21 protein-coding genes and 1 tRNA gene are annotated in these 26440 nt (G+C 63.9%); 11 read left to right on the top strand and 11 right to left on the bottom strand.

Features of this window, described 5'->3' with window-relative positions:
* The first annotated feature begins 42 nt into the window (after window positions 1-42).
* The 6 genes from ASE71_RS14695 to ASE71_RS14670 all read left to right on the top strand — a co-directional run bounded on the left by ASE71_RS14695 (window position 43) and on the right by ASE71_RS14670 (window position 6617).
* Window positions 43-831, top strand: coding sequence for a FadR/GntR family transcriptional regulator (locus ASE71_RS14695; protein ID WP_089044715.1), 789 nt, complete (start codon window positions 43-45; stop codon window positions 829-831).
* Window positions 832-1144: 313 nt separating this feature from the next.
* Window positions 1145-1651, top strand: coding sequence for an NUDIX hydrolase (locus tag ASE71_RS14690; RefSeq protein ID WP_060516578.1), 507 nt, complete (start codon window positions 1145-1147; stop codon window positions 1649-1651).
* Between the two features lie 137 nt (window positions 1652-1788).
* A complete protein-coding gene (locus tag ASE71_RS14685) occupies window positions 1789-3294 on the top strand; it encodes an inorganic phosphate transporter (RefSeq protein WP_060516447.1) in 1506 nt (501 codons plus the stop codon).
* 11 nt (window positions 3295-3305) lie between these two features.
* On the top strand, window positions 3306-4043 hold the full coding sequence (locus tag ASE71_RS14680) for a 16S rRNA (uracil(1498)-N(3))-methyltransferase (RefSeq protein ID WP_060516449.1): 738 nt from the start codon (window positions 3306-3308) through the stop codon (window positions 4041-4043).
* A 243-nt stretch (window positions 4044-4286) separates the two neighbouring features.
* On the top strand, window positions 4287-5660 hold the full coding sequence (locus tag ASE71_RS14675; protein ID WP_060516451.1) for a glutamate--cysteine ligase: 1374 nt from the start codon (window positions 4287-4289) through the stop codon (window positions 5658-5660).
* Between the two features lie 126 nt (window positions 5661-5786).
* Window positions 5787-6617 (top strand): DUF937 domain-containing protein, encoded by an 831-nt coding sequence (locus ASE71_RS14670; protein ID WP_060516453.1) that lies wholly within the window; start codon window positions 5787-5789, stop codon window positions 6615-6617.
* A gap of 299 nt (window positions 6618-6916) precedes the next feature.
* Here the strand turns inward: ASE71_RS14670 and ASE71_RS14665 are convergent, their stop codons facing one another.
* The gene (locus tag ASE71_RS14665; RefSeq protein ID WP_034800920.1) at window positions 6917-7213 is read right to left on the bottom strand and encodes a DUF1127 domain-containing protein; all 297 of its coding nucleotides are present in this window, start codon (window positions 7211-7213) and stop codon (window positions 6917-6919) included.
* Between the two features lie 207 nt (window positions 7214-7420).
* Here ASE71_RS14665 and ASE71_RS14660 point away from each other — a divergent pair, with 207 nt between their 5' ends.
* The gene (locus tag ASE71_RS14660; protein WP_034800917.1) at window positions 7421-8371 is read left to right on the top strand and encodes a LysR substrate-binding domain-containing protein; all 951 of its coding nucleotides are present in this window, start codon (window positions 7421-7423) and stop codon (window positions 8369-8371) included.
* 91 nt (window positions 8372-8462) lie between these two features.
* On the opposite strand, the gene katA is transcribed toward ASE71_RS14660, so the two are convergent.
* The gene (gene katA, locus ASE71_RS14655) at window positions 8463-9947 is read right to left on the bottom strand and encodes a catalase KatA (protein ID WP_034800915.1); all 1485 of its coding nucleotides are present in this window, start codon (window positions 9945-9947) and stop codon (window positions 8463-8465) included.
* 172 nt (window positions 9948-10119) lie between these two features.
* On the opposite strand from katA, the gene ASE71_RS14650 reads away from it, so the two are divergent.
* Window positions 10120-11031 (top strand): hydrogen peroxide-inducible genes activator, encoded by a 912-nt coding sequence (locus ASE71_RS14650; protein WP_060516455.1) that lies wholly within the window; start codon window positions 10120-10122, stop codon window positions 11029-11031.
* Between the two features lie 12 nt (window positions 11032-11043).
* Here the strand turns inward: ASE71_RS14650 and ASE71_RS14645 are convergent, their stop codons facing one another.
* The 5 genes from ASE71_RS14645 to ASE71_RS14625 all read right to left on the bottom strand — a co-directional run bounded on the left by ASE71_RS14645 (window position 11044) and on the right by ASE71_RS14625 (window position 16433).
* Window positions 11044-11919, bottom strand: a complete 876-nt coding sequence (locus ASE71_RS14645; protein WP_060516457.1) for a dienelactone hydrolase family protein — start codon at window positions 11917-11919, stop codon at window positions 11044-11046.
* A gap of 149 nt (window positions 11920-12068) precedes the next feature.
* Window positions 12069-13097, bottom strand: coding sequence for an alcohol dehydrogenase AdhP (gene adhP / locus ASE71_RS14640; RefSeq protein WP_060516459.1), 1029 nt, complete (start codon window positions 13095-13097; stop codon window positions 12069-12071).
* A 142-nt stretch (window positions 13098-13239) separates the two neighbouring features.
* Window positions 13240-13656 carry an MAPEG family protein gene (locus ASE71_RS14635; protein ID WP_060516461.1) on the bottom strand — a complete coding sequence of 139 codons (417 nt, stop codon included), beginning with the start codon at window positions 13654-13656 and terminating at the stop codon, window positions 13240-13242.
* An 83-nt stretch (window positions 13657-13739) separates the two neighbouring features.
* Entirely contained in the window at window positions 13740-15242 is a 1503-nt protein-coding gene (gene guaB, locus ASE71_RS14630; protein WP_034800902.1) for an IMP dehydrogenase, read from the bottom strand.
* A 204-nt stretch (window positions 15243-15446) separates the two neighbouring features.
* Entirely contained in the window at window positions 15447-16433 is a 987-nt protein-coding gene (locus ASE71_RS14625; RefSeq protein ID WP_244496828.1) for an MBL fold metallo-hydrolase, read from the bottom strand.
* A 186-nt stretch (window positions 16434-16619) separates the two neighbouring features.
* Here ASE71_RS14625 and ASE71_RS14620 point away from each other — a divergent pair, with 186 nt between their 5' ends.
* A complete protein-coding gene (locus ASE71_RS14620; protein ID WP_060516463.1) occupies window positions 16620-18029 on the top strand; it encodes a DHA2 family efflux MFS transporter permease subunit in 1410 nt (469 codons plus the stop codon).
* Window positions 18030-18080: 51 nt separating this feature from the next.
* Here ASE71_RS14620 and ASE71_RS14615 read toward each other — a convergent pair whose 3' ends face one another.
* The 4 genes from ASE71_RS14615 to ASE71_RS14600 all read right to left on the bottom strand — a co-directional run bounded on the left by ASE71_RS14615 (window position 18081) and on the right by ASE71_RS14600 (window position 22853).
* A complete protein-coding gene (locus ASE71_RS14615) occupies window positions 18081-19847 on the bottom strand; it encodes a peptidoglycan D,D-transpeptidase FtsI family protein (RefSeq protein ID WP_060516465.1) in 1767 nt (588 codons plus the stop codon).
* Between the two features lie 300 nt (window positions 19848-20147).
* Window positions 20148-20528: a VOC family protein gene (locus tag ASE71_RS14610; protein ID WP_060516467.1), complete on the bottom strand. Its 381-nt coding sequence runs from the start codon at window positions 20526-20528 to the stop codon at window positions 20148-20150.
* A gap of 1 nt (window position 20529) precedes the next feature.
* The gene (locus ASE71_RS14605; RefSeq protein WP_060516469.1) at window positions 20530-21267 is read right to left on the bottom strand and encodes an RlmE family RNA methyltransferase; all 738 of its coding nucleotides are present in this window, start codon (window positions 21265-21267) and stop codon (window positions 20530-20532) included.
* The gene (locus tag ASE71_RS14600) at window positions 21264-22853 is read right to left on the bottom strand and encodes a Ppx/GppA phosphatase family protein (RefSeq protein WP_060516471.1); all 1590 of its coding nucleotides are present in this window, start codon (window positions 22851-22853) and stop codon (window positions 21264-21266) included. The genes ASE71_RS14605 and ASE71_RS14600 overlap by 4 nt, the downstream gene beginning before the upstream one ends.
* A 317-nt stretch (window positions 22854-23170) precedes the next feature.
* Between ASE71_RS14600 and ASE71_RS14595 the strand changes: the two genes are divergently transcribed.
* Window positions 23171-23244 (top strand) — tRNA-Gln (locus tag ASE71_RS14595).
* A gap of 213 nt (window positions 23245-23457) precedes the next feature.
* Window positions 23458-26436: an ATP-binding protein gene (locus ASE71_RS14590; protein ID WP_060516582.1), complete on the top strand. Its 2979-nt coding sequence runs from the start codon at window positions 23458-23460 to the stop codon at window positions 26434-26436.
* Window positions 26437-26440 lie beyond the last annotated feature (4 nt).

Here is a 26440-nt window from a genome sequence, read left to right as displayed (position 1 = left end):
GGACGAACCCGGGCCGAAATCCGCGTGATCTGGAGACCAGACGTGACCGAAGACCAGATCGACCTTTTCGCCCGTATCAGCCATAGCCGCACGGCGGACGAGGTCGTGCAGCAGATCGAGCTTTTGATCCTCGAAGGCGTATTGCGGGACGGCGACCGTCTGCCTGGCGAGCGGGAACTCTCCAAGCGCTTCGACGTGTCACGGCCGATCCTGCGCGAGGCGCTGAAGGAACTCGAAGGGCGTGGCCTGGTCGAAAGCCGCCACGGCGGTGGCACCTTCGTCGCCGACGTCGTCGGGCAGATCTTCTCCAGGCCGCTGATCGACCTCATTGCGCGCCATCACAAGGCAACCCAGGATTACCTCGAATACCGGCGCGAGCTTGAGGGGCTGACAGCGGAACTCGCCGCCACCCGCGCGACGGATTACGACCGGGACATCCTGACACGGATCATCGAGCGCATGCGCAGAGCGCACGGCGCCGGCGATTTTGACGCCGAACTCGAAGCTGATATCGAACTGCATCAGGCGATCGGCGAAAGCGCCCACAACATCATTCTCTTGCATACGCTGCGCGCCTGCTACCGGCTGCTGCAGCAGGGCATATTCTTCCATCGCAATTCGGTCTTCGATGCGCCGGGGGCGCGCGACCGGCTTCTTGTGCAGCACGAAGCGATCTACGAGGCGATCATGGCAAGGGATCCGGCGAAGGCGAAAGCCGCCTCGCAGAGCCATATCGACTTCGTCGCCGCCGCCACCCGCGAGGCGGAACGCACCGGAGAATGGAACCGCATCGCCCGCCTGCGCATGCAGCAGCGCGACCGCGCGAACTGACAGATCGGGCCCGCGCCCGTCCCCCGGCTCTACCCTGCAGCCGCCTCTCCGGTCGGAATCAATCGCCCTTGCGATCTCGAACCGTTCCACCCCGAAACCAATCGTGATCCGACGACAACGTATGGCTGTCGGTCGGTTTGCAAATATGCCGCGAAAACACCATATCCTGTCGTATCCGGACCACAGTTCTGCGGAAAGCAAACCGCATATCCGGCTGCCGAATGCCCGCGACATTTACACGCTGCAGCACGCTGCCATACTGGCCGGCAAAGCAATTAAAGCCACTGATTCGCCGAGAGGAGCACAGACGACCTTGAACTTCTTGAACAGGCTCGCATCCGATGTCCAATTGATGCTGCGTCGACCGGCGCGCATGCAGTATGCCGCGCTCTGCTATCGGATCCGCAAGAAGACCAAGGCCCTCGAAATCCTCCTGATCACCAGCCGCGATACTGGCCGCTGGGTCATTCCCAAGGGATGGCCGATGCAGGGCAAGCGCGCCCATGAAGTGGCCGAGCGCGAAGCCTACGAGGAAGCCGGCGTCAAGGGGCATGTGCAGAAGGCGACCGCCGGCTACTATCTCTACCAGAAGCGCATGGATCACGGGCTGAAGATTTCGGTCAAGGTGCAGGTGCACGCGTTGGAAGTCGACGATCTCTGCAAGCACTTCCCCGAGGAAGGGCGCCGACAGCTCGAATGGGTCGACTACAAGGAAGCGGCCTCGCGGGTTGCCGAACCGTCTCTGAAAGATCTCATCCTTGCCTTCGGTGAACGCATGGGGAGCGCGTCGAGCCCGATGCCGAAGGCTGTGAACGGCTAGCCTTTTCAAGCATTCCAAGAGCATTCGACGCCGCCAGACGCGGGTTCCCGGCCTGCGCCATACGGATGTCCATCAAATCCACTTGAATGCGTGTCGCTGTGGCCTTAGTGGCCGTCGTGACAATGGAGTTCCAGGTAGTGGCACAGCCGCGCATACGCCTCGCAAAACAAACGATCGACAAAGACCTCGACAAGCTCAGCCTTGCCGAAGAGGCGTCGCAACATGTCAAGCGCAGCCTTGCGGCACCTGCGCTCGCCGGGCTGTTCCTGCTCTTGAGCATGGCCTTCGCCGCGAGCTTCGTGACGAGCTCCGCCAGCGCGCCGATCATCATCGCGGCGGCTGCCATTGCCGGCTACATGGCCATGAACATCGGCGCGAACGACGTGACCAACAACGTTGGCGCCGCAGTCGGCGCCAAGGCGATGTCGATGGCGACGGCGCTCACCATCGCCGCGATATTCGAGATCGCCGGGGCGCTGCTTGCCGGCCGGCAGGTCGCGCTGACGATCGAGGCGGGCATCGTCTATGGCGAAGACGTGCTCGGACCACAGGCAATCGTCTGGATCATGATGTCGGCACTCGCTTCCGCGGCGGCCTGGATCAACATCGCCACCTATTCCGGGGCACCGGTCTCGACCACGCACTCGATCATCGGCGGCATCGTCGGCGCCGGCATCGCGGCGGCCGGCTTCTCGAGCGTGCAATGGTGGTCGCTCGCCGGCATCACGCTCAGTTGGTCGGTCTCGCCGCTACTCGGCGGCGCCATCGCCGCAGCCCTCCTCGCTTTCCTCAAGGAATTCATCATCTACCGCGAGGACAAGATCGCCGCGGCCAAGCGATGGATGCCGGTCATCCTTGGCGTCACCGCCGGCTGCTTCATGGCCTATCTCGCGGTGATCGCACTGGTTCAGGTGGCCGCGATCACCATGCCCGTGGGTCTTGCTGCCGGCGGCGTCGCTGGTTTTGCGGTCTATCTGCAGGCAAAGCCCTGGATCGCCAGCCAATCGGAAGGGCTCGAAAACCGCAACCAGTCGCTGCGCCGACTCTTCCGCCTGCCGTTGATCGTAGCGGCGGCACTGCTTTCCTTCGCTCACGGCGCCAACGACGTCTCCAACGCCATCGGTCCTTTGGCCGCGATCGTCTCGGCGCTCGACGGCGTCATCACGACGGACAAATCACCGGCGCCCCTGTGGGAACTTGCGATCGGCGCGCTCGGCATCTCGATCGGTCTGCTGCTCTACGGCCCGAAGCTCATCCGAGTCGTCGGCCAGGAGATCACCAAGCTCAATCCGATGCGCGCTTTCTGTGTGGCACTGGCCACCGCGGTCACCGTGCTGCTGGCATCGGCGCTCGGCCTGCCCATCAGCTCGACGCACACGGCCGTCGGCGCCGTCTTCGGCGTCGGCTTCTTCCGCGAATGGTACATCCGCAATTCCAAGCGGCGGCTCGAATATGTCCGGCAAAAAACGGGACAGGCGGATTTCATGGAATCGGCGGAAACCAACTTTGCCGAGGTGCGGCGCCGGCATCTGGTCCGTCGCTCGCATTTCCTCACCATTATCGGCGCCTGGGTTATCACCGTCCCGGCCTCTGCCGCCCTGTCGGCCGTACTTTATTTCATCCTCTCCGGCATTTTCACCTGAAGGCCTCCTCAATGCGCGCCAATTTTCGCATGCAGCGACTGTTCGTCGAACACCCCTTGAGTGCCGGCTCGGCGCACGAGGCGTCCAAGGAACAGTTCAACTACCTGGTGAACGTGCTGCGCTACGAAGAAGGCGCCTCGATCCTCGTCTTCAACGGGCGCGACGGCGAGTGGCGGGCCGAGCTTTCCTTCGCCAGCAAGAAGCGCTTGGTGCTGACGCCCGTCGAGCAGACGCGCCCCCAGCCGGCGCCTTGCGATCTCGTCTATCTCTTTGCCCCGCTCAAGGTCGGGCGGCTCGACTATCTCGTGCAGAAGGCCGTCGAAATGGGCGCCGGCACTTTGCAGCCGGTCATGACGCAACATGTGCAGGGCAAGCTTGGCAACATCGAGCGGGTTCGCGCCAACGTCATCGAGGCGGCCGAACAATGCGGCGTACTCGGCATTCCCGATGTCGAGGAACCGCGCCGGCTCGAAGACCTGCTTGCCACCTGGCAGAGCGACCGGCGCATTATTTTCTGCGACGAAGGCAGCGACAGCCAGAATCCGTTGCCGATCCTCGCCGGCATCAAGGAAAAGAAGCTTGCGCTGTTGATCGGCCCGGAAGGCGGCTTCTCGGAAGCCGAGCGCACGCTGCTGCACAGCCTCGATTTCGTCACCGCCATTCCGCTCGGGCCCCGCATCCTCAGGGCCGACACGGCAGCCGTCGCCGCCATGGCGGTCATCCAGGCAACTGTCGGCGACTGGCGATAGCCGGTCGTTCCCGGGCAAATCGGACACCGCTCGCTCCCCTAGAAGGGAACGATCTCTCCGGCAAGGCAGGATTGGGTCACCAGTACCCATTTCCGCGGCGCTTGCTCCAGAGCAAGCAAATGTCCTACTTTTTTTGATGAGATCTTGAAAGAAATTGACTTGCACCGCACCTGATTACGGTTCAAGCAGCCTCCATCAACTCCCGCTAACCTGCGGGAGCCGCCCAAACAAAAGAAGACGCTCATGGCCCGAGATACCACCGACCAGACGCCGGTAACCTCTGTCGCTGACCTGACCGCCTACCTGGCAGAAGGTTCGAAACCGGAGGAGCGGTTCCGGATCGGCACGGAGCACGAAAAGTTCGCCTTCTTTAAGGCGGACAACAGCCCCGTCCCCTATTTCGGCGAGGCCAGCATCCAGGCGCTTCTGAACGGCATGGCGGCGAAAAGCGGCTGGGAACCGATCATCGACGAAGGCAACATCATCGGCCTTGCCGAACAGTCGGGCAATGGCGCGATCTCGCTGGAACCGGGTGGACAGTTCGAACTTTCCGGCGCGCCGCTCGAAAACCTGCACCAGACCTGCAAGGAATCGAACCAGCATCTGGCGGTGCTGCGCGAAGTCGCCGAGCCGCTCGGCATCCGCTTCCTCGGCATCGGCGGCAGCCCCAAGTGGACCTTTGATGAGACCCCGCGCATGCCGAAATCGCGCTACGGCATCATGAGCCGCTACATGCCGAAGGTCGGCACCCAGGGCCTCGACATGATGTATCGCACCTGCACGATCCAGGTGAACCTGGACTTCTCCTCGGAAGAGGACATGCGCCGCAAGATGCAGGTGTCCTTGAAGCTGCAGCCGCTCTCGACCGCGTTGTTTGCAAGCTCGCCCTTTACCGACGGCAAGCCGAACGGGCTTCTCTCCTGGCGCGGCGACATCTGGCGCGACACCGACAACCAGCGCGCCGGCCTGCTGCCGTCCGCCTTCCGTCCCGATTTCGGTTTTGCCGACTACGTGGAGTGGGCGCTCGACGTGCCGATGTACTTCGTCGTGCGCGACGGCCACTACCACGATTGCACCCACATCACCTTCCGCCAGTTCATGGGCGGCGCACTCAAGGGCGAGGTCGCCGACTGGCAGCCGAATATGGGCGACTGGACCAACCATCTCTCGACGCTGTTCCCCGACGTGCGCCTGAAGCGCTTCCTCGAAATGCGCGGCGCCGATGGCGGCCCGTGGCGGCGGATCTGCGCGCTGCCGGCCTTCTGGGTCGGCCTGCTCTACGACCGCGAGGCGCTCGACGCCGCCGAGGCACTGACGCGCGACTGGACCTTCGAAGAGGTGAGTGCCATGCGCAACGCCGTGCCGGCTCAGGCGCTTGCCGCCAAGTTCCGCACCGGCACGCTTTACGACGTTGCCCGCGAGGTCATCTCCATTTCGCGCGGCGGTCTGAAGCGCCGCAACAGGCTGAACGGCGATGGTATCGACGAAAGCCAGTTCCTGGCGCCGCTCGACGAGGCGCTGGCCAAGAAGGCAACGCTCGCGGAAGACCTTTTGGCGCTCTACAATGGCCGCTGGAACGGCTCCGTAGACCCGGTCTTTGCCGAGTACCAGTATTAAGGCCCGGACAGGGGCGCGGTGCACGTCGCGGCCCTCTCAAAAAGCGGTTCCCAGTCCCTGATTTCCCGTTATAGTGCAAGGATATGCGTCGCTTAGAGCGCCGCGCGTCCATAAAGGGGAACTGGGATGGCACCGCTTTTCGACATGTTCGCGCAGGCGCAGAACGGCAAGGCCATCGAGCTGATGGCGCAACAGTTCGGCATCGCCCAGGAGCAGATGACGAAGGCGACAGCGGCGCTGCTGCCGGCCTTCTCGGCGGCTTTCAAGCGCAACACCGCCAACCCCTACGACTTCGGCGCCTTGCTGACGGCGCTCGGCAGCGGCAACTACGCCAAATACTTCGAAGACATGAGCCAGGCCTTCACGCCGCAGGGCATGGCCGACGGCAACGGCGTTCTCGGGCAACTGTTCGGCTCGAAGGAAATGTCGCGCGCGATCGCCGCGCAGGCGGCCCAGGTCACCGGCGTCAGCCAGGAGATCTACAAGCAGATGCTGCCCGTGATGGCCGATACGCTGATGGGCGGGCTGTTCAAGCAGACAACCGGGCAATTTGCCGCCGCAAGCGATGCCTTTGCCAACAACCCGATGGCGACCGCGATGCGGCAATGGATGGAAGCGGCCGGTTTCGCCAAGAAGCCGGAACCGCAGCCGAACCCGTTCGACAACCCCTTCACCCAGGCGATGCAGGGCTTCTTCGGCATGGCCCCGAAGAAGGAAGAGAAGCCGAAGACAGCCGACGTCTTTGCCGACAACCCCTTCGTCAAGGCGTTTCAGGACATGATGCAGGCGGGTGCCGCCGGCGCGCAGAAGCCGGCAGCCGACAATCCGGCGCTGGCCCAATTCTCCCAGGTCATGAACAGCATGTTCGACACCGGGCTGGAGATGCAGAAAGAATACCAGAAGAACGTCGAGGCGCTGTTCGACCTTTACAAGACCGGCCCCGGCACGAAGAGCTGAGGCCAAGCCTCCCCGTCAGCACATCCCGCGCCTCCATCGGACGGCAATCGCCTGCAAGTGCGGGCGTCAGCGCGTTGTTTCGAACAGCTTCGGAAAGAAAAAGGCCCGGTGCATGTCTTGGTCATGCACCGGGCCAAGCGGCAGGGTCTATTGGCTCTACCCTGCGGGGAACGTTTGGGCGCGCGACCGTTGAGGTCAGCGGCACCGAATTTCGCAGCATGACCCGCGGCGGCGGCAGGCTTTCGCGGATCATGCTCGACTGGCACATCTCAAGCGGCGGGATGCGCCATTGGGGACGATCAGTCGTGGCGGGCCCCTTTGTAGAAGAGGCTCGCCCGGTTTCGCGACGCGCGTGTCAGGTAACTCGCCGGATTGTCGAAGAAGGGCGAGGTAATCGCCTCACGCACATCTTCGCGTTTCAGCCCCATGTCGAGGAGCTGGCGGTCATCCAGGTCGTTCAGACGGCCGATCGCATAGCGATTTCGGAGGAGCTGCCATACGGACGTTAGCATGCCTGTCACGCCGACGGCGCGGGAGGCATAGGACTGCGTTCCGGCAACGAGGTCGAGATCGAGGGCGTGCTGTGTCGTGCGCATGACAATTTCTCCTTTCAGGCACGAAGAGGCCCATCCCCTGCGGGGAGATCAAACGCAGGGGCGGGCCAAAGAGTTTGGGATTCGCCGGCGAAATTGCCGGCCGGGGATCGATGAATTTGCTTCCGATAGATCGCAAATCCTTATTGATCAGTCCAACGAATGTTTTTAATGATATTCATCAAACAATCTTATGGATGCATTACGGCCATGTCCGCACCCCTTGATATCGATCAGCTCCAGACCTTTGTCGCGATCGCCGACACGGGCAGCTTCACCAAGGCGGCCGACCGGGTCTTCAAGACCCAATCCGCCGTTTCCATGCAGATGCGCCGCCTGGAAGAGCGCATCGGCAAGGCGCTGTTCATGAAGGACGGCCGCGGCAACCGGCTCACGGTCGAAGGCGACCGGCTGCTCAATTTCGCGCGCCGGATGATCCGCCTCAACAACGAGGCGATCGCTTCCTTCGACGACAATCGCCTCGAAGGCACGCTCCGGATCGGCACGCCAGACGATTACGCCGACCGCTACATGCCCGAGATCATCATGCGTTTTGCCAAGACGCATCCGAATGTCGAGCTTTACATCATCTGCGAGCCCTCCGTGGACCTCGCCGAGAAGATGGCCAAGGGCGACCTCGACATCGCGCTCGTCACGCACAATCCGCGTGCCCGCGCGTCGGACGTGGTGCGGACCGAACCGCTCTGCTGGGTGAGCTCGATCAACCACCCGCTGCCCGAGAACGCACCGATCCCGCTTGCTGTCGGCCGGCGCGACTGTCTGTGGCGCCAGGCGGCCTGTGCCGCACTCGATGCGACGGGTCGGGAGTACCAGATCCTGTTCACCAGCTGGTCGTCGACGGTCGTCGCCGCCGCTGTGCTGGCCGGCATGGCCGTCTCTGTCCTGCCGGAATCGGCGCTTCGTCCCGGCATGAAGGTGCTGACGCTTGCGGACGGCTTCCCGGCCTTGGCGCCGGTGCAGATCGGCATCATGAAGCGTCCGGGCCTTTCGCCCTCGCTTTCGAACGCGATCAGCAACCACATCACCGCCTGCCTCGACAACATCACGCCGATCAGCGCCAACGACGACCTCGAGGCCGACATCAAGGGCTTCCCGCGTTATCCGCGCCTCCGGCAGAGCCATATGCTGCCGGGCTGGTAAGAGCTGCAGAAAGCGGAAAAGGCCACGCACCAAGCCGGTGCGTGGCCTTTTTTTGTCCAGAGATCAGCACGCGGCCGAACTCGATACCAGTCTATTCGGCTGCCGCGCCGACGGCGTCGGCTTCGTAGCCGTGGGCCGCGTGAAGGGCGGCGCGCACACCGGCCTCATAGTCCGGGTGGACGCGCTTGAAGTGCGCGAGCTGGCGCTCGACGATCGGCCCCGGCACGCCGCCCATCGCCGCGGCGATGTTGGAGAACAGGCGCGCCTTCTGGCCGGCATCGAAGAGGTTGAAGAGCGCACGCGGCTGGACGTAGTCGTCGTTGCCTTCGCGGTGGTCGTAGCGGGCCATGTCGCCGCTGATGCGTAGCGGCGGTTCCATCGCGGAGGGCTGCTCGACCGGGCCGTTGAACGAATTCGGCTCGTAATAGGCACTCGGATTGCCGGTCTGAATGCCGCCGAACGTGTTCATCTGGCCATCGCGGTGATAGTGATGCACCGGGCATTTCGGCCGGTTGACCGGAATGTGCTCGTAATGCGTTCCGAGCCGGTAGCGGTGGGCGTCGGCATAGGAGAACAGCCGGGCCTGCAGCATCTTGTCCGGCGAAAAGCCGATGCCGGGCACGATGTTGGACGGCGAGAAGGCGGCATTCTCGACCTCGGCGAAATAGTTCTCCGGGTTGCGATTGAGCTCCAGCACGCCGACCTCGATCGGCGGATAATCTGCATGCGGCCAGACCTTGGTGACGTCGAAGGGATCATAGGCCGTCTTCTCGGCTTCGAGCTCGGGCATGATCTGCACCTGCAGCGTCCAACGCGGATAGTTGCCCTCTTCGATCGCGCCATAGAGCGCTTCCTGGTAGCTTTCGCGCGTCCGGCCGATCACGTCTGCCGCCTCGGCGTTGGTGTAGTGCTTGTGGCCGTGCTGGGTCTTGAAGTGGAACTTGACCCAATAGCGCTCGCCGGCGTCGTTCCAGAACGAGAAGGTGTGCGAGCCGTAGCCGTTCATGTGCAGCGGCGACACCGGACATCCGCGATCGGACATCAGGATCGTGACCTGATGCAGGCTTTCCGGCGACAGCGACCAGAAATCCCACATCGCGGTCGCCGAACGCAGGTTGGTCTTCGGGTGGCGCTTCTGGGTGTGGATGAAGTCCGGGAACTTGTAGGCGTCGCGAACGAAGAAGATCGGCGTGTTGTTGCCGACGAGGTCCCAATTGCCCTCGGGCGTGTAGAATTTCAGCGCGAAGCCGCGCACGTCGCGCTCGGCGTCGGCAGCACCCAGTTCACCGGCAACAGTCGAGAAACGCGCCAGCATCGGCGTCTCGGCGCCGGGCTGCAAAACCTTCGCCTTGGTGTATTTCGAGATGTCGCCGGTGATCTTCAGCGTGCCATAGGCGCCCCAACCCTTGGCGTGAACGGCGCGCTCGGGAATGCGCTCGCGGTTTTGATGCGACAGCTTCTCGATAAGCTGATAGTCCTGCATCATGACGCCGCCGCGCGGGCCGGCCGTCAGCGAATTCTGGTTGTCCGGCACCGGGGCTCCGGCACTCGTCGTCAATATGGGTCGATCAGACATCGCGTCCTCCTGTCAAAGGGTTTCGCGTCCGGGTGGTCGCACAGGACCGACGGCAGCCGGCCGCAAACTGCGCGGCGATCAAAGCCCGAACGCTCTGGCAAGAGGGTTTTCCCACGGCGCTTCGATAATCTCCAATTGCATAAAAATAAAAAATCGATAAGATTTTCCTATCATGCTTACACTCAGACAGATGCGCTATTTCGATGCGCTCGCCTCCGCTCGCCACTTCGGCAAGGCGGCCGAACTCGTCCATGTCAGCCAGCCGGCGCTCTCCGCCCAGATCATGGAAATGGAGAACCACTTGGGCGTGAAGCTGGTGGAGCGCAGCCGCAACGGCGTCTTCTTGACCCGCAAGGGCGAAGAGGTTTTGGCCCGTACCCGCGCCATCCTCTCTGAGGTGGATCAGCTGGAGTTGAGCGCGCGCGCCAGTTCCGGCACGCTCGAAGGGCGGATCCGCATCGGCGTCATCCCGACGCTTGCCCCCTACCTCGTGCCGCGGCTGGTGCCGCACCTGCGCCAGGTCTACCCGGCAATCGAGATCGAACTGAAGGAATCGGTGACATCAAGACTGGTCGCCGATCTCGGCGAGGGCCTGCTCGACGCCGTCGTCGCCGCCTTGCCGATCGAGGCCGACGGACTTTCGACGAAGCCGCTCTTTTCCGACCGCTTCTACATGGCAATGGCGGACGACGAGCGAAACATCCTGATGTCGCCGCTGACTGAAGACCAGGTGGATGTCGAACAGTTGCTCCTGCTCGAAGAGGGCCATTGCCTGCGCGATCAGGCGCTCGCCGTCTGCAGCACGGCCGGCAAGCGCCGTCTCGTCTCGTTTGGCGCCACCTCGATGACGACGCTCCTGCAGATGGTCGCCAACGGCATGGGTATGACGCTCATCCCCGAGATCGCGATCGCGACCGAGGCGGCGCGCAACTCCATCCGCATCGTACCCTTCGCCGCGCCTGAACCGGCGCGCGAGATCGGGCTTATCTGGCGGCGCAGCAGCCCGCGCGAGCGCGACATGGAAGCGCTCGCAGCGGCGATCAGCGGCTGCGCCGACGATATTGTCCAGGCGGCAGCGGCCTGAGCGTAGCAGCGCTCAGGCGAGCTTGGCCTTCAGGAACTCGACCGTCCGGCTCCAGGCGAGATCGGCCGCGGCCTTGTCATACCGCGCGGCCGAGGTGTCGTTGTTGAAGGCGTGGTTGACGCCGTCATAGACATAGATCGTCGCGTCCTTGCCATTGTCTTTCAGCGCCTTCTGGTAGGCGTCGATGCCGGCATTGATGCGTTCGTCGAGGCCTGCATAGTGCAGCAGCAGCGCCGCCTTGATCTTCGGCACGTCTTCGGCCTTGGGCTGCGCGCCATAATAGGCGACGCCGGCCTTCAGATCCGGGGATCCGACCGCGAGCCGGTTGACGAGACCGCCGCCCCAGCAGAAGCCGATGGCGCCGACCTTGCCGGTCGATTGCGCGTGTCCTTCCAGAAATGCCACGGTCGCCGCCGCATCCGCGGTCGTTGCCGCCGCATCGAGCGCACCGATCATCTCGCGCGCCTTGTCCTCGTCCGTCGGCGTGCCGCCCGCAGGCGACAGGAAATCCGGCGCCAGCGCCAGGAAGCCTTCGAGCGCCATGCGCCGCGCGACGTCGCGGATATGCGGGTTCAGCCCGCGGTTCTCATGGATGACGATGACCGCCGGCAGCTTGCCGCTCACCTCTGCCGGACGAACGAGATAGCCTTTCATATCGCCGGCAGCGCCGGGATAGGTGATGTCCTCGCCGGTCACCCGGGTGTCGTTTGCAGCCACGATCTCCGCCTTGGCACCATTGGCCGCCAGCAGCGGCGCGATCGCCGCGGCCGCAGCCGCGGAACCGGCGAGACCGGTGAGCTTTTCCATGAAGCGACGGCGATCGAGGGTCAGATGCGTGTACTCGTCGTAGGCGTCGATCATCGCCTGCGTGATTTTCGGTTCCTGCATGCCAGCCTCCTTCGGTTCTTATCTCCCGCGGCGGCAGACAGAACCGCCCGCGACAGAATAGGTCGGCGGGCGGTCTGGAACATACAAACTTGCGTTACTGCCGCGTGTTTCCTTTCGCCCTCACAGGTCGAGGGTCCCACGCACACCGATCAGCCGTTGAGGTCGAGCACGATGCGACCGTCGATCTTGCCTTCCTCCATGCGCTTGAAGATGGCGTTGATGTTCTCGATCTTGTCCCAGGTGAAGTGCGAGGCGACCTTGCCTTCACCGGCGAACTCGAGCGATTCCTCCAGATCCTGCCGCGTCCCGACGATCGAGCCGCGGATGGTGATGCGCTTCAGAACCGTATCGAAGATTGGCAGGCACATCTGGCCGGGCGGCAGGCCGACCAGCGCCATGGTTCCCTTGGAGCGGAGCATGTTGAAGGCCTGCTCCATCGCCTTGGGCGCGACGGCCGTCACCAGGGCACCATGCACGCCCCCGGTCGCATCTCGCACCTGCTCGACCGCATCCTTGTCGCGCGCATCGACGACGAGGTCGGCACCGAGTTTTCGGGCAAGCTCCAGCTTGTCCGGGAAGATATCGACGGCGGCGACATGCATGCCCATGGCCTTGGCATATTGCACCGCCATGTGCCCGAGTCCGCCGATGCCCGAGATCAGCGCCCATTCGCCCGGACGCACTTCGGTTTCCTTCAAGCCCTTGTAGACGGTGACGCCGGCGCAAAGGATGGGGGCCGCGGGCCCGAATTCGAGCTTTGCCGGCAGGCGGCCGACGAAGTCAGGATCGGCGAGGCCGTATTGCGCAAACGTGCCGTTGACGGAATAACCGGTGTTCTGCTGGCTGCCGCAGAGCGTTTCCCATCCGGTGCGGCAAGGCGTGCAGCCGCCGCAGGCGGTGTGCAGCCACGGAACGCCGACGCGGTCGCCTTCCTTCAGCCGCGCAACGCCGCTGCCGAGCTTGGCGACATAGCCGACGCCTTCATGACCGGGGATGAAGGGCGGCTTCGGCTTGACTGGCCAGTCGCCGTTGGCGGCGTGCAGGTCCGTGTGGCAGACGCCCGTCGCCTCGTATTTGATCAGCACCTGGCCGGGACCCGGCTCCGGTATCGGCACATCCTCGATTGCCAGCGGCTTGCCGAATTCGCGCACCACGGCGGCTTTCATCGTTGCGGTCATCTCGTCCTCCGATGCGTTGTTGCCCAACGCCGGAGAGACTACGCGCAAAAGCGGCATCGGGTAATTGATACGCATCAAGACGGGAAGATGAAGGCGCAGACTGTCTCAGATCTGCGTCAGAATGGCGGTGCGCCTATCCGGATCAGCTCATCGCCATCCAGACGGCAAGCCACACCCACATCGCAAACAGCGTTGCAACACCGCCCATGAACAGCGGGCGGCGATAGCGCAGGCGATTGCTGGTGACATGCACGAAGGCGTGCACATAGCGCAGGGCAACGAAGAGCCAGGCAAGAGCGAGGGAGACGATGTTGTCGGCCTCGGTGATGTAGAGCAGCACGCAGCAGACGTAGAAGAGAACCGGCAGCTCGAACTGGTTGGCGATGCTGTTCTTCACCACCAGGCTTTCGCCCGGCTCGTCACGGTTTTCGCGAAACTGGCCGGCATTCGCCGTACCGGCGCGCACCAGGCCCATCCGGCGGAAGGAGAGAAGAGCATAGAGGCAGAAGACGAGGAAGACATGCGCCACGATCGGCCAGAAAATCTCGAAACCCGTCATTACGCTACTCCCTCAAACACGCTTACTCTGAAATAGCGAAGGGCGCCGCGCGATGGCGCGGCGCCCTTCGAATGCAATCGCAATCAGTGCGCGCCCGGGTAGTTCGGGCTTTCGCGAGTGATCGTCACGTCATGGGCGTGGCTTTCGCGCAGGCCCGCGCCGGAGATGCGCACGAACTGGGCGCGCTCCTGGTATTCCTTGATCGTCGGGCCGCCGACATAACCCATGGAGGCCTTGAGGCCGCCCGCGAGCTGGTGCAGGACGCCTGCGACCGGACCCTTGTAGGGGACCTGGCCTTCGATGCCCTCGGGAACTAGCTTCAGCGTGTCGCGCACTTCCGCCTGGAAGTAGCGGTCCGCCGAGCCGCGCGCCATGGCGCCAACGGAGCCCATGCCGCGATAGGCCTTGAAGGAGCGGCCCTGGTAGAGGAACACTTCGCCCGGGCTTTCATCGGTGCCGGCAAGCAGCGAGCCGATCATGACGGCCGAAGCACCGGCGGCGATCGCCTTGGCAAGGTCGCCAGAGAACTTGATGCCGCCATCGGCGATGACAGGAATGCCGGCCGCCTGGGCGGCTTCGACGGCGCCCATGATCGCAGCGAGCTGCGGCACGCCGACACCGGCGACGATGCGCGTGGTGCAGATCGAGCCCGGGCCGATACCGACCTTGACCGCATCCGCACCGGCATCGATCAGCGCCTTGGTGCCGGAGGCGGTCGCGACGTTGCCGGCCATGATGCGAACCGAGTTCGAGAGCTTCTTGACGCGGGCGACCGCGTCGAGAACGCGCTGCGAGTGACCATGGGCGGTGTCGACGACGATCAGGTCGACGCCGGCATCGATCAGTCGCTCGGCGCGCTCAAAGCCGTCATCGCCGACCGAGATGGCGGCGGCGGCACGAAGGCGGCCCTGCGCATCCTTGGAGGCGTTCGGGTTCAGCTGTGCCTTCTCGATATCCTTGACGGTGATGAGACCGACGCAACGGCCGTCGCCGTCGACCACGAGCAGCTTTTCGATGCGATGGGCGTGCAGCAGGCGCTTGGCTTCCTGCTGGTCGACGCTTTCCTTGACCGTGACCAGGTTCTCATGGGTCATGAGTTCGTGGATCTTCTGGTTCGGATCTGAGGCGAAACGAACGTCGCGGTTGGTGAGGATACCGACGAGGCGGCCCTGCTTCTGGCCACCGGCACCGCCGTTTTCAACGACCGGGATGCCGGAAATGCCATGCTGCTTCATCAGGCCGAGCGCATCGGCGAGCTTGGCGTCGGGACCGATGGTCACCGGATTGACGACCATGCCGCTTTCGAACTTTTTGACCTGGCGAACCTCTTCGGCCTGCTCGGCCGGCGTCAGGTTGCGGTGGATGACGCCGATGCCGCCGGCCTGCGCCATGGCGATTGCGAGACGCCCTTCAGTCACCGTGTCCATGGCCGACGACAGGATCGGCAGGTTCAGGTCGATGTCCTGGGCAATGGTGGTCGCGATGTTGGTCTGACCCGGCATGACTTCGGAATGCCCGGGCAGGAGCAGGACGTCGTCGAAGGTCAGAGCCTCCAGACCAGTTGCCGTTTCGATGATGCGCGCCATGGCCAATTCCCTTCAAATAGCGAAAATCCCCGGGGACGGGCTGCGATTTGTCCACCGGGCGACTTCAAAGCGTGTCTTGGAAGTTGGCGAGGGCTCGTAACACGGATATGTCAGGATGAAAATAGCCAAAGCCGGGAAATGTCCCGCCGTCGGCCGATATTTGTTGCAGAGCAGCAATTTCGCGCGAAGAGGCGCGGCAACCGATCAGATATCGAGCTGATAGCTTGCAGGCACGAAACGGTAACCCTCGCCCTGCTTCTCGACGAAACCGACCGCAGGAAACGGCATGTGGTAGCCGATAAAGGGCAGCCGTTCGCTGGCGATCATGTCGAACACCCGGCGGCGCGTCTCTGCTGCCTTCGCCTTGTCCATGTCGAAGCGCACTTCCCAGTCCGGCCGCTGCAGCGACAACACATAGTGGTTGGCGGTATCGGCCGTCAGCATCAGCGCCCTGCCGTCGGAATCAAGACGGAACACCATGTGCCCCGGCGAATGGCCGAAGGCGGCAATGGCCGAAATGCCCGGAACGACCGCGGCACCGTCGCCGATGAAGGTGGTCTTTTCCGCAAGCGGCACAACCTTTTCCAGCACGGCCTTGTGACCGTTTTCTGCTGTCGTGCCGGCGCGCGCCGGATCTTTCCAGAAGGCGTATTCGACTTCACCCATCACATAGCGGGCATTGGCGAAGGCCGGTTTTCCGGCCTCCATGAGGCCGCCGATGTGATCGCCATGCATATGGGTTATCACGACGACCGAGACCTGCTCCGGCGAATAGCCGGCAGCGCGGATCCCGTCGAGCAGGCGGCCAGCGCCGGTCTCCCGACCGCCCTCGCCCATGCCGGTATCGAAGAGCACGAGGTCCGATCCGGTATCGACAAGAACCGGCGAATAGCTGTTGAGCAGCGCATCGGTCGGCAGGAAGTTCTGCTGCAGCAGTTCGGCCACCGCCTGTTGCGGCTGGTTGGTGCCGTAGGTCTCGTGCGGCTTGTCGCTGACGCGGGTGCCGTCATTGACGACAACGATCTTGAACGCGCCAAGCTTGAGCATTCTTGTCGGAGGGGTGGCTTTCATGCCGGTGTTTTCCGATTTTTCCTGAGCGACTGCAATGCCCGTCATCAGCGAGGGCGCTGCGAGCACGCCGAGCGTTCCCGCTCCCATCAAGGTCCTGCGCTTCATCGACATTTCACTCATGGTTCGTTTCCGCTTTCTGTTGGATCCGTTGCCATCGGCGGCAACTCGGCCAGAACTAGCGTCTTGACAGCAAAGGCCAGTCGGGATCACAGGCTTTTGATCCGCAATCACCGGTTTTGCCCCGACAAAAGCCATGACCGGCATTATTAGCTTCTGCTTATCGCTGACCGTCCGAAGCATCGTTTCATGAACCGTATCGTCCCGATGATCCTTGCCGTCGCTCTTTTCATGGAGCAGATGGACTCGACCGTGATTTCCACGTCGCTGCCGGCAATCGCCCGCGACATCGGCGTCGGGCCGATCACGCTGAAGTTGGCGCTGACCGCTTACATGGTGGCGCTGGCGATCTTCATCCCCTTGAGCGGCTGGATGGCCGACCGCTTCGGCGCCAAGAGGATCTTTCGCGCGGCGATCCTGGTCTTCATTGCCGGATCGATCTTCTGCGCCATTTCGAACAGCCTGCCCGCCTTCGTCTTCTCCCGGTTCCTGCAGGGAATGGGCGGCGCGATGATGACGCCGGTCGCTCGCCTCGTGCTGGTTCGCGGGACGCCGCGCAGCGAACTGGTGTCGGCCATGGCGCTGTTGACGATCCCCGCGCTCGTGGGTCCTCTTGCCGGACCGCCGCTCGGTGGCTTCATCACCACCTACTTCTCCTGGCACTGGATCTTCCTGATCAACGTGCCCGTCGGCATCGCCGGCTACATCCTGTCGGGCATCTACCTGCCGAAGATGGAGCCGCTCGATCCGCCGCCGGTCGACGTGCTGGGCTTCCTGCTCGGCGGCATCGCTGCCTCCGGCATCGTCTTCGGCCTGTCGGTGATCAGCCTGCCTGCCCTGCCCCCCGTTGTCGGCATCGCCTCGGTAGCGATCGGCCTTGTTTCGGCCCTGCTCTACATCCGCCATGCGCGGCGTCATCCGGCCCCGGTCCTCGACCTGAAGCTCTTCCGCGACAACGCCTTTCGCGCCGCTTCGATCGGCGGCACGATCTTCCGCATCTCGGTCGGCGCCGTTCCCTTCCTGATGCCGCTGATGCTGCAGGTGGGGTTCGGCCTCAATCCGTTCCAGTCCGGCCTCATCACCTTCATCGGCGCGGTCGGCGCGATTACCACGAAGTTCTACGCGCGGCGCGTTCTGGCCTTTGCCGGCTTCCGTACCACGCTCATCATCGCTGCGATCATTGCGGCGATCACCACCTTCGCCAACGGCTTCTTCACGCCGGAGACGCCCTATCTGGTGCTGATCACCATCCTCCTGATCGCCGGCTTTGCGCGCTCGTTCTTCTTCACCAGCGTCAACGCGCTGTCTTTTGCCGATATCGACGATGCGGATGCCAGCAAGGCGACCTCGATGAGCGCGGTGCTGCAACAGATCAGCCTGGCGCTCGGCGTTGCGGTCGCCGGCGCGATCCTCGAAATCGAGACGAAGCTCAGCGGCCGCCCGCTGCAGCTCGACGATTTCCACACCGCTTTCATGATCATCGCCGCCGCCAACCTGATCGCGGCGATCCCGTTCCTCACCATGGCGAAGAACGCCGGCTCCTCCGTGTCGGGACACCGGCTGCCGGCGCGCGAAGTCGAGACGGCTGCGGGGAAATGATCCCTTGGGCACCGACTGATCGACGGTGCCTTCCCAGCAACGGTGCCGGCCTTAGTAGTTGGCCAGCCACTGTTCGGCGCCCAGGTCTCCAAACCGGGGCTTCACCCCAAGGAGCGGCGCAGACCGACCGATGATCGACTTGACCATCGGAGCGGCGTTGGCCGCGGCCGTCCGCCCGCCGTTTTCTCCGGTTTTCGGCGCGTCGATGATCGACAGCACGATGTATTTGGGCTTATCCATCGGGAAGGCCGCAAGGAAGGCGTTGAAGTTGATGTCCTTGGCATAGCGGCCGTTGATGACCTTGTCGGCCGTGCCGGTCTTGCCGCCCACATGGAAGCCTTCCACCTGCGCCCGCCTGCCGGAGCCCTTCACGCCGTTCCAGTTGTAGAGGAAGCGCATGTCGGCGCTGGTCGTTTCCTTGATCACCCTTTGCGAGACGAACTTCGTTTCCTCCGGCGAGCGCGGCAGGAAGGTCGGCGGGATCAGGTGTCCGCCATTCATCAGCGCCGCGGCAGCAACGGCCGTCTGCAACGGCGTGGTCGCCACGCCGTGACCGAAGGAGATTGTCACCGAATTGATCTTCTTCCACGTGCGCGGCTGGGTCGGGATGGCGACCCCCGGCATTTCGGTTTGCATGCGGGACAGGAGGCCCATCTTCGTCAGGAACTGCTGGTGACCTTCGATTCCAACCATGTCGGCAACCGCCGCGGTGCCGATGTTGGAGGAGTACTGGAAGACCTCCGGGATCGATAGCGGGCGGTTCTTGCCCTTGAAGTCCTTGATGGTGAAGCCGCCCATGCGGATCGGCCGCGACGCGTCGACGACCGAGTTCAGGTTGACCTTGCCCGCGTCGAGGCCCATCGCCAGCGTGAAGCTCTTGAAGGTCGAGCCCATCTCGAACGTGGCGTTGCTCATCCGGTTGAACCAGCCCTTTTCGTACTCCTTGTCGATGCCGCCGCCAGGCAAGGTTCGCGAGGGTTCGTTCGGATCGTAGTCGGGTACCGAAGCCATGGCGAGCACCTCACCGGTCTCTGCATCGAGAACCACAGCGCCGGCCGCCTCGGCCTCATAGTCGGTCATCGCGTTGGCGACCACTTCGCGCACGATGTTCTGGACGCGCAGATCGATCGACAGCCGCACAGGCTCGAGCGAGGCGTTGCTGGTAAGGCCAGCGGCCCGCAGATCGGCAAAGCCCTGCTGGTCGAGATAGCGCTCGATGCCGGCCAGCCCCTGGTTATCGACATTGACGTGACCGAGGATGTGCGAAGCGGTGACGCCGCCAGGATAGAAACGGCGCTTTTCCGGGCGGAAGCCGATGCCGGGAATGCCGAGCGCCAGAATGTCCGACTGCTGCTTCGGCGTGAGCTGGCGTCGCAGCCACTGGAATGCCGATCCGGACTGGAGCTTGCGATGCGTATCGCGCCAATCGAGATTGGGAATCACGGTCGCGAGCTTCTCGACGACCTCGTCGGCGTCGACGATCTTGCGCGGCTCCGCATAGAGCGACATCGTGTTGAGATCGGTCGCCAAGAGATGGCCGTTGCGGTCGACGATATCCGGGCGAGAGGCGATGACATGGCCGCTGCCGCCGATCGACGCGGTTTCGGCCGGCGCCGACAGGCCATATTGAACCAGCCGCCCGCCGACCACGAGAAAGACGACGGCAAAGCCGGCGATCAGGATCCCCACGCGCTGCCGCGCCTGGTTCCTGCGGCCGGCGCTGGTACCGATGATCACCCCCGGCTTGCCGGCACCATTCCTCTTGACGGAAAAATGCGCGCGGCTTCTGAGCCGAACGGCAAGCGAAATCATCGACATCCAGGTACTTCCACATGCAGCCAACCGGGCACGTGCTCGACCCGTCGCCAATCGTCGATCGGCAGCCAGCGCTCGGTGAAATTTAAAACCTTAGGAGGTCCTAATGGACCAGATAGTAACACCAGAGTTGCACTCAACTGGTTAATGGCCGATTAACCACGATGCGCCGTCTTTGGGGGGGACCGGGTTTTGGAGGGCGATCAGGAGTGCGGCCGATCGGCACAAGCCGGCCTGGCGCCGTGGCGCCTGCGTGCTTTCGCCACCAGGACATCGTTGGAAACTCGGCGCCCGAGCGGCAGGTTACTCCGGCCGCTCGCAGACGGCGGCGATCTTGTTGCCGTCGTGATCGCGAACCCAGGCACCATAAAAATTTGCGTGAAACGGGCGTAGGCCCGGCGCACCCTCGTCCGTGCCGCCATTGGCAAGGGCTGCGGCATGAAAAGCGTCGACGGCGGCGCGGGTCTCAGCTGCAAGCGCGATGCTCACGCCATTGCCATAGGTGGCGGGCGCGCGGTTGAAGGGCGTCACCACCCAAAAGCGGATGCGATCGCCCTCAGCGCCATAGCCGATCTCGGTCTCGTCCTGGCGCTGCCGGCGGTAGCCAAGGGTCGGCATTACCGCATCGTAGAACGCGCCGGCGCGTGTCAGATCGTTGCTGCCGACGGTGACGTAAAGGAGCATGTTATTTGGCCGCTTCGTCTTCGGTTTCCGTTTCGCTGCCGGCCTGCTGGCGCCCCTTGAAATCCTTGGCAAGCAGGAACATCTCGACCGATTCGGCGCGCGAGGAGGCCGGCTTCACATGGATGACCTGACGGAAATTCTGCTTGAGCATGTTGAGCAGCTCGCGCTCGGTGCCGCCCTGGAAGGTCTTCGCCAGGAAGTGCCCGCCCTTGGCCAGCACGTCGACGGCGAAATAGGCCGCGACCTCGCACAGATGCATGGTGCGCAGGTGGTCGGTCTGGCGGTGGCCGGTCGTCGGCGCCGCCATGTCGGAGATCACCAGATCAGGCGTTCCGCCGATCGCTTCCATCAGCTTGCCCGGCGCTTCCGGATCGAGAAAGTCCATCCGAAGAATGCGCACGCCCGGAAGGGGATCGACCTCAAGGAAGTCGATCGCCGCAACGCGCGGATCGGTATCGGTGGAGTTGGTGACCTTGGCGGCAATCTGCGACCAGCTGCCGGGGGCAGCGCCCAAGTCGATGATGCGGCGCGCGCCGCTCAGGATCTTGTGCTTCTCGTCGATCTCCAGGAGCTTGAACGCCGCGCGAGCGCGGTAGCCCTCGAGCTGCGCCCGCTGCACATAGGGGTCGTTGATGTGGCGCTCGATCCAGCGGCGGGAGGATGCCTTGAGCTTGCCCTTCTTGACCTTCTGGCCAAGCTTGCGGCCGCTACGGTTGGCGCCGACGGGGGGTTTCGTCATGGTTTGTTTCCTTCGTGGCTGCCGGAGGCATTGGAACCGCGCTGGTGGCGGCGCGGCCGCGAGCGGCGCCAGGCGCCGTCGTCCGCCATCATATCGGTGAGCAGGCCTTCGCGCAGGCCACGATCGGCAACCCGCATGCGGGTCGACGGCCAGCGCCGGCGGATCGCTTCGAGGATGGCGCAGCCGGCAAGCACCAGATCGGCGCGATCAGGGCCGATGCAGGGATTGGCGGCGCGCGCGTCGAAATCCCAGGAGAGAAGCCGCGCCTGCATGGCCGAGACTTCGTCGTCCGTCAGCCACAGGCCATCGACGCGGCGGCGATCATAGCGCGGCAAGTCGAGATGCACGCCGGCAAGCGTCGTCACCGTGCCTGACGTGCCGATCAGGTGGAAACCGCTGCCCGACGTGCCGTTCGCCAGAGCTTCGACAGGCGGGCTGTCGAAGCGGGAAAGCATGCCTTCCACTTCCTGCACCATCGCCTCGAAGCTTGCCGGCGTCACATGCTGGCCGCCATGGCGCTCCGAAAGCGTCACGACGCCGACCGGCAGCGAGGTCCAGTGGGTGATGTGGTTGGCGAGCCGGTTCGAGCGCGAATCACCGATGCGGATGACGGCGATCTCGGACGAGCCGCCGCCGATATCGAAGAGCACGACCGAGCGCGTCTCGCGATCCACCAGCGACGAGCAGCCGGAAACGGCAAGCCGTGCCTCGGTTTCGCGGTTGATGATTTCGAGATCGAGACCGGTTTCGCTCGCAACCCGCTCAAGGAAGCTTTCACCGTTTTCAGCCGCGCGGGCAGCCTCCGTCGCAATCAGGCGGCTGCGGCGAATGGTACGGGCGCCGAGCTTCGACGCGCAGATCTTCAGCGCCTCGACGGCACGCTCCATCGCCTCGTCCGACAGCCGGCCGCTGGCACCGAGCCCTTCGCCGAGACGGACGATGCGCGAGAAGGCGTCGACCACCCGGAACTGGCCGGGACGGGTCGGCTGAGCGATCAACAGACGGCAATTGTTGGTGCCGAGATCAAGTGCGGCATAGAGCGGCGCAGGCGGTTCGCTAGCAGCGATATAGGGTGCACGCGGTTGTTCGCCGCGATTGCCCGAACGCGGCTGTGCGCCCGCCTGACCGCCGCCGGCGGCAGAAGTCTGCCGCGCATTGCCGCCGCCATCGGCGCCACGCTGCTGCGCCGGCTGGCGCTCGCCGCTCGTCAGCGGGCGCCCCTGGAGCCCGCGGCGGTGCTTGGCCTTCTTGCTGCGCTTGTGGCCCTTGCGTTCGCCAAGCGACGCATCGACGACCTGAACGCCGCTGCTTTGCGACGCGGATCCGGCCTGAGCCTGCTGTTTTGCTGATTTCGAACGACGCCGCCGCTTGCGCTTGCGCGCCGGCTCCGTTTCGTTCTCTCCTGCGGGACGCCCTGCCAAACCGGCTGCGCCGGACTGGCTGGCAATTGCAGACGGCGAAGCAGACGACTTGCGTCGTTTACGCTTGCCCTTGCCGTTGCGCGGACCGAGCTTCGATCCATCACTGCGGCCTGCTGCCGACGCCCCGGATTCGGACGGCTTATCGCCGTGATCGGGGTCTTTCACTTGTTTCAACCATGGCGCCGCGCAAGGCCTTAGGGCCGCTCAAGGCGCTCTCTCGATTTTTCGTTGGCGCGACTGTACCAGCGCAACCCCCATTCGCCAAACTTTTTTTGAGAACCGGCTTGTGCACAACAAAGGCGTCGGGCGCCCGAACCCAGCAAACACACCGGGTTGAGCACCTGGGTCCCTGTTCCGGCCACCCTCGATGGCTGCGACTTCACTTCAGCCGCGATTTTTTTTGCAAAAGGTATTTGCATCAGCCGCCGATTTGTTTATAAGCCCGCCAACCACACCGACGGGCTTCGCTCCGACGGCGGCTTTGGGGAATAGGTTAACGGTAGACCCACGGACTCTGACTCCGTTAGTCCTGGTTCGAATCCAGGTTCCCCAGCCAATCTTCTCTCTTTAAATCCTTGATTTTCAGATCGCGCTGGATGTCGCTTTGACGCCATTGGCGGCCCGATACGGCGCCGAAATCCCTGCCCACCGTAAGCTCCGTCACCTCTGAGGTAGGAATATTAGGATATTCTGCCCCATGGTCGCTTGCCTATGCGTGGCAAATGGAGTGGGATGTGGTCAACTCGGCTGACGTTGGGCGATGGCGAGAATGAAGGGGTCCGATTCGCGAATTCAGCTCGGCGGCGAAAGGCGCCAGGTGACGGCGGTTTTCTACGATATCGTCGGTTCGACCGAGCTGTTGCTCAGCAACGACCCGGAGAAATACCTCCGCTCCATCGCCAGTCTCCACAACAGTTCGGAAGACATCATTCGTCGCCATGGGGGCAATCTTAGCCGGCGGCTTGGCGACGGCGGATGCGGCTACTTCGGCTATCCGGCGCAGGTCGAGGACGCAGCCGAAATGGCCGTCCAGGCGGCTCTGGAGCTCATTGAGATGGCGACCCGGCAAAGCCACCGCCCGCGCACGGTACCCTTCAAGTTGCGCGTCGGTGTCGCAACCAGCGTCGTCGTCCTCTCCTCCGACGGCAAGGATATTGTCGGCACCGCACCGATACTGGCGGCGCGGCTTCAGGCGGAAGCGCAGCCTGATACGGTCCTTGTTGCCGAGGCAACCTACCAGCTCACCCGAAACAGGTTCGACTATACTTTCTTGCGCGACGCCGCTCTCAAGGGCTTCTCTGAACCGTCGGCGTTGTGGCAGCCTCTTGCCAGAAGCCCTGGATCTCTCCGCGACCGGTCGAACCCGGCGCGCGGCGCGCCGATGGGCGGGCGCGAGAAAGAGCTGGCGCGGCTCACGATCGAGTGGAACGCCGCATGCAGCGGCACTGGCAGATCGGTCGCCGTGACCGGGGAAGCCGGTATCGGCAAGTCCCGGCTCGTCGCCGAACTGCGCCGCTCGCTCGGGCGCGAAAACGATGCCGATATTCTTCTGCAATGCGATGCACGGATGACCGGCGAGCCCATGCAGCCGCTGATCGGCTTTCTGGAAGCAAGCGTGGGAAAGGATGTCCTGCAGCGCGGCAACGCACCGCAGCTGCGGGAGGCCCTGCACGGCATCGGGCTTCCCGTCGATGAGCGCGCGGCGCGCGCGATCGCCACGTTTACCGGCGGCGATTCGCGACGCAAGGCCGGCAATATCCAGGTTGCCGATCTCTCCGGCGAGGCGTTCCGAAAGGATGTCATCCGGGCGGCCGTGCAGATCCTGTGTGCTGGCGACGCGGCCAAGCTCATCGTGATCGAGGACGTGCACTGGGCCGACAGCATGACCCTGACGATGCTCGAGCACCTGGTGAGCCACGCTCGCCATCGTCCGGTTCTCGTGGTCCAGACCTCGCGTGGACCGACGGCGGTTGCAGCCGCCGAAAGCCTGCCCCTCCAAGGCCTCGGAACCGCGGCGATGAAGAGCCTAGTCGCCTCCGTATGGGGCGGCGCGCCACCCGCAGGCCTAGTGTCCTTCATTCTGCAGCAATGCGACGGACTGCCGCTTTATGCCAAGGAGCTCGCGCTTCTGCTTCGGAGCCGGCATTCCGTCGCGCCTGCCGCCGCCAGCTGGACGAAGCTGCTCGTCGAAGAAGGCGTTTCGTCGCTGAACGATCTCCTAGCCGTCAAGCTTGCGAAGGTTGGAAGCGCCCGCCGCGTTGCCCAACTGGCAAGCGTCATCGGCAGGGAGTTCAGCGTCAGCCTGCTCAATCGGCTGCTCGATGGCGCAGCTGCAGCCTCGCTCGAAGCGGACCTTGCCGCACTCGTCGCGCATGGTGTGATCGAACAAGGCGCCACATCCAACGACGCCTTCCAGTTCCGCCACGTGCTGCAGCACGAGGCGACCTATGGCAGCCTGCTTCGCACCGACCGGCGCAGGTTCCACAAACGCATCGCCCAATTGCTAAGCGAGGAGGACGTGCCGAGCGTGCCGCCAGCCGTGGCCGCCTGGCAATGCGCCGAAGCTGGCCTCCATCTCCAGGCGGCGCAATTTGCAATGAAGGCGGCGGAGGCGTGCGTCCTGCGATCGGCGATGCGCGAGGCCCGCCAGTCGCTCGATCTTTGCGCCCGCGAGATCGCGGCGATGCGGCGGCACGTGGATCGCCGTCAGTTCCTGCTGGACCTGCTGCAGCTTCAGGGCGTCGTGGCGACGGCGCTCGAGGGCGAAGGGTCGCAACTGGCCCGCCGGACCTACGCGCGCGCCATTTCACTGCTCAAGCGCGACGGCTCTGCCAACCGCGAAGAGCGCCTGCCGCTCTATTGGGGCTGGTGGTTCACCGCTCCGAACATTTCTCTGCAACAATCGCGGGCGCGGGTGCTGGTGAGCGACATGGAGGGCGCCCGGGATCCCGAAACGCGGCTTCAGGCTTATCATTGCGGCTGGGCGACGAGCTTCCATGCAGGCCATCACGACTACTGCCTGGACTGCGTCGGCAAGGGCATCGCCCTATATGACGCGGAACGGGCGCTTCGCAATCGCGCCTTCTACGGCGGCCACGACGCCAAGGTCTGCGGCCTTGGCGAAAGCGCCTTGTCCTACCTTCTGACGGACGCACACGAACCGAGCGAGGCGGCCATCCGGCAATGCCTGGAGTGGGCCGACAGGACGGAGCATGTCGGCAGCATGGTGCATGCGCTCTACTACGGAATCGTTTTGCGCCGCTGCCAGCAGCGATATGAAGACGTGCACAGCCTCGGCGAACGCATGCTGGCGCTCGCCGACGAAAATGGCCTGGTGGCGAGCCAGGCGCGCGCCAATATGTATTGCGGCTGGGCGGAAGCCATGGCCTCGTCACCGGAGCGGGGCGCTGCGCGCTTCGAGGAAGGGCTGCGCCTCCAGAAGCTCACGGGGACCGACGACAATCTGTCGATCCACAGCGACATGCACTCCGAGATCCTGGAACGCATGGGAAATCCCGGAGCGGCGGTCGCCCCGATCGAGAACGCCATCGCGCTTGGCCGCAAGAGCGGCCAATGGTTCTGGCTTGCGGAGCTCTACCGGCGAAGGGCGCATCTGCGGCTGGCGCTCGGCGACGCTCCTGCGCGGGCACGGCGCGACCTGCGATATGCCTTGCAATCGGCCGAGACGCAGGGCGCCGAATGGCTGGCCAAGCGCGCCGGGCACGATTTGCGACATCACTTCGGCTAGTCGG

Source organism: Ensifer sp. Root954 (genome assembly GCF_001429005.1).
Lineage (GTDB): Bacteria > Pseudomonadota > Alphaproteobacteria > Rhizobiales > Rhizobiaceae > Ensifer > Ensifer adhaerens.
Note: the sequence above shows the minus strand (reverse complement) of the source record. Positions and strands in the feature narration are given on the sequence as shown.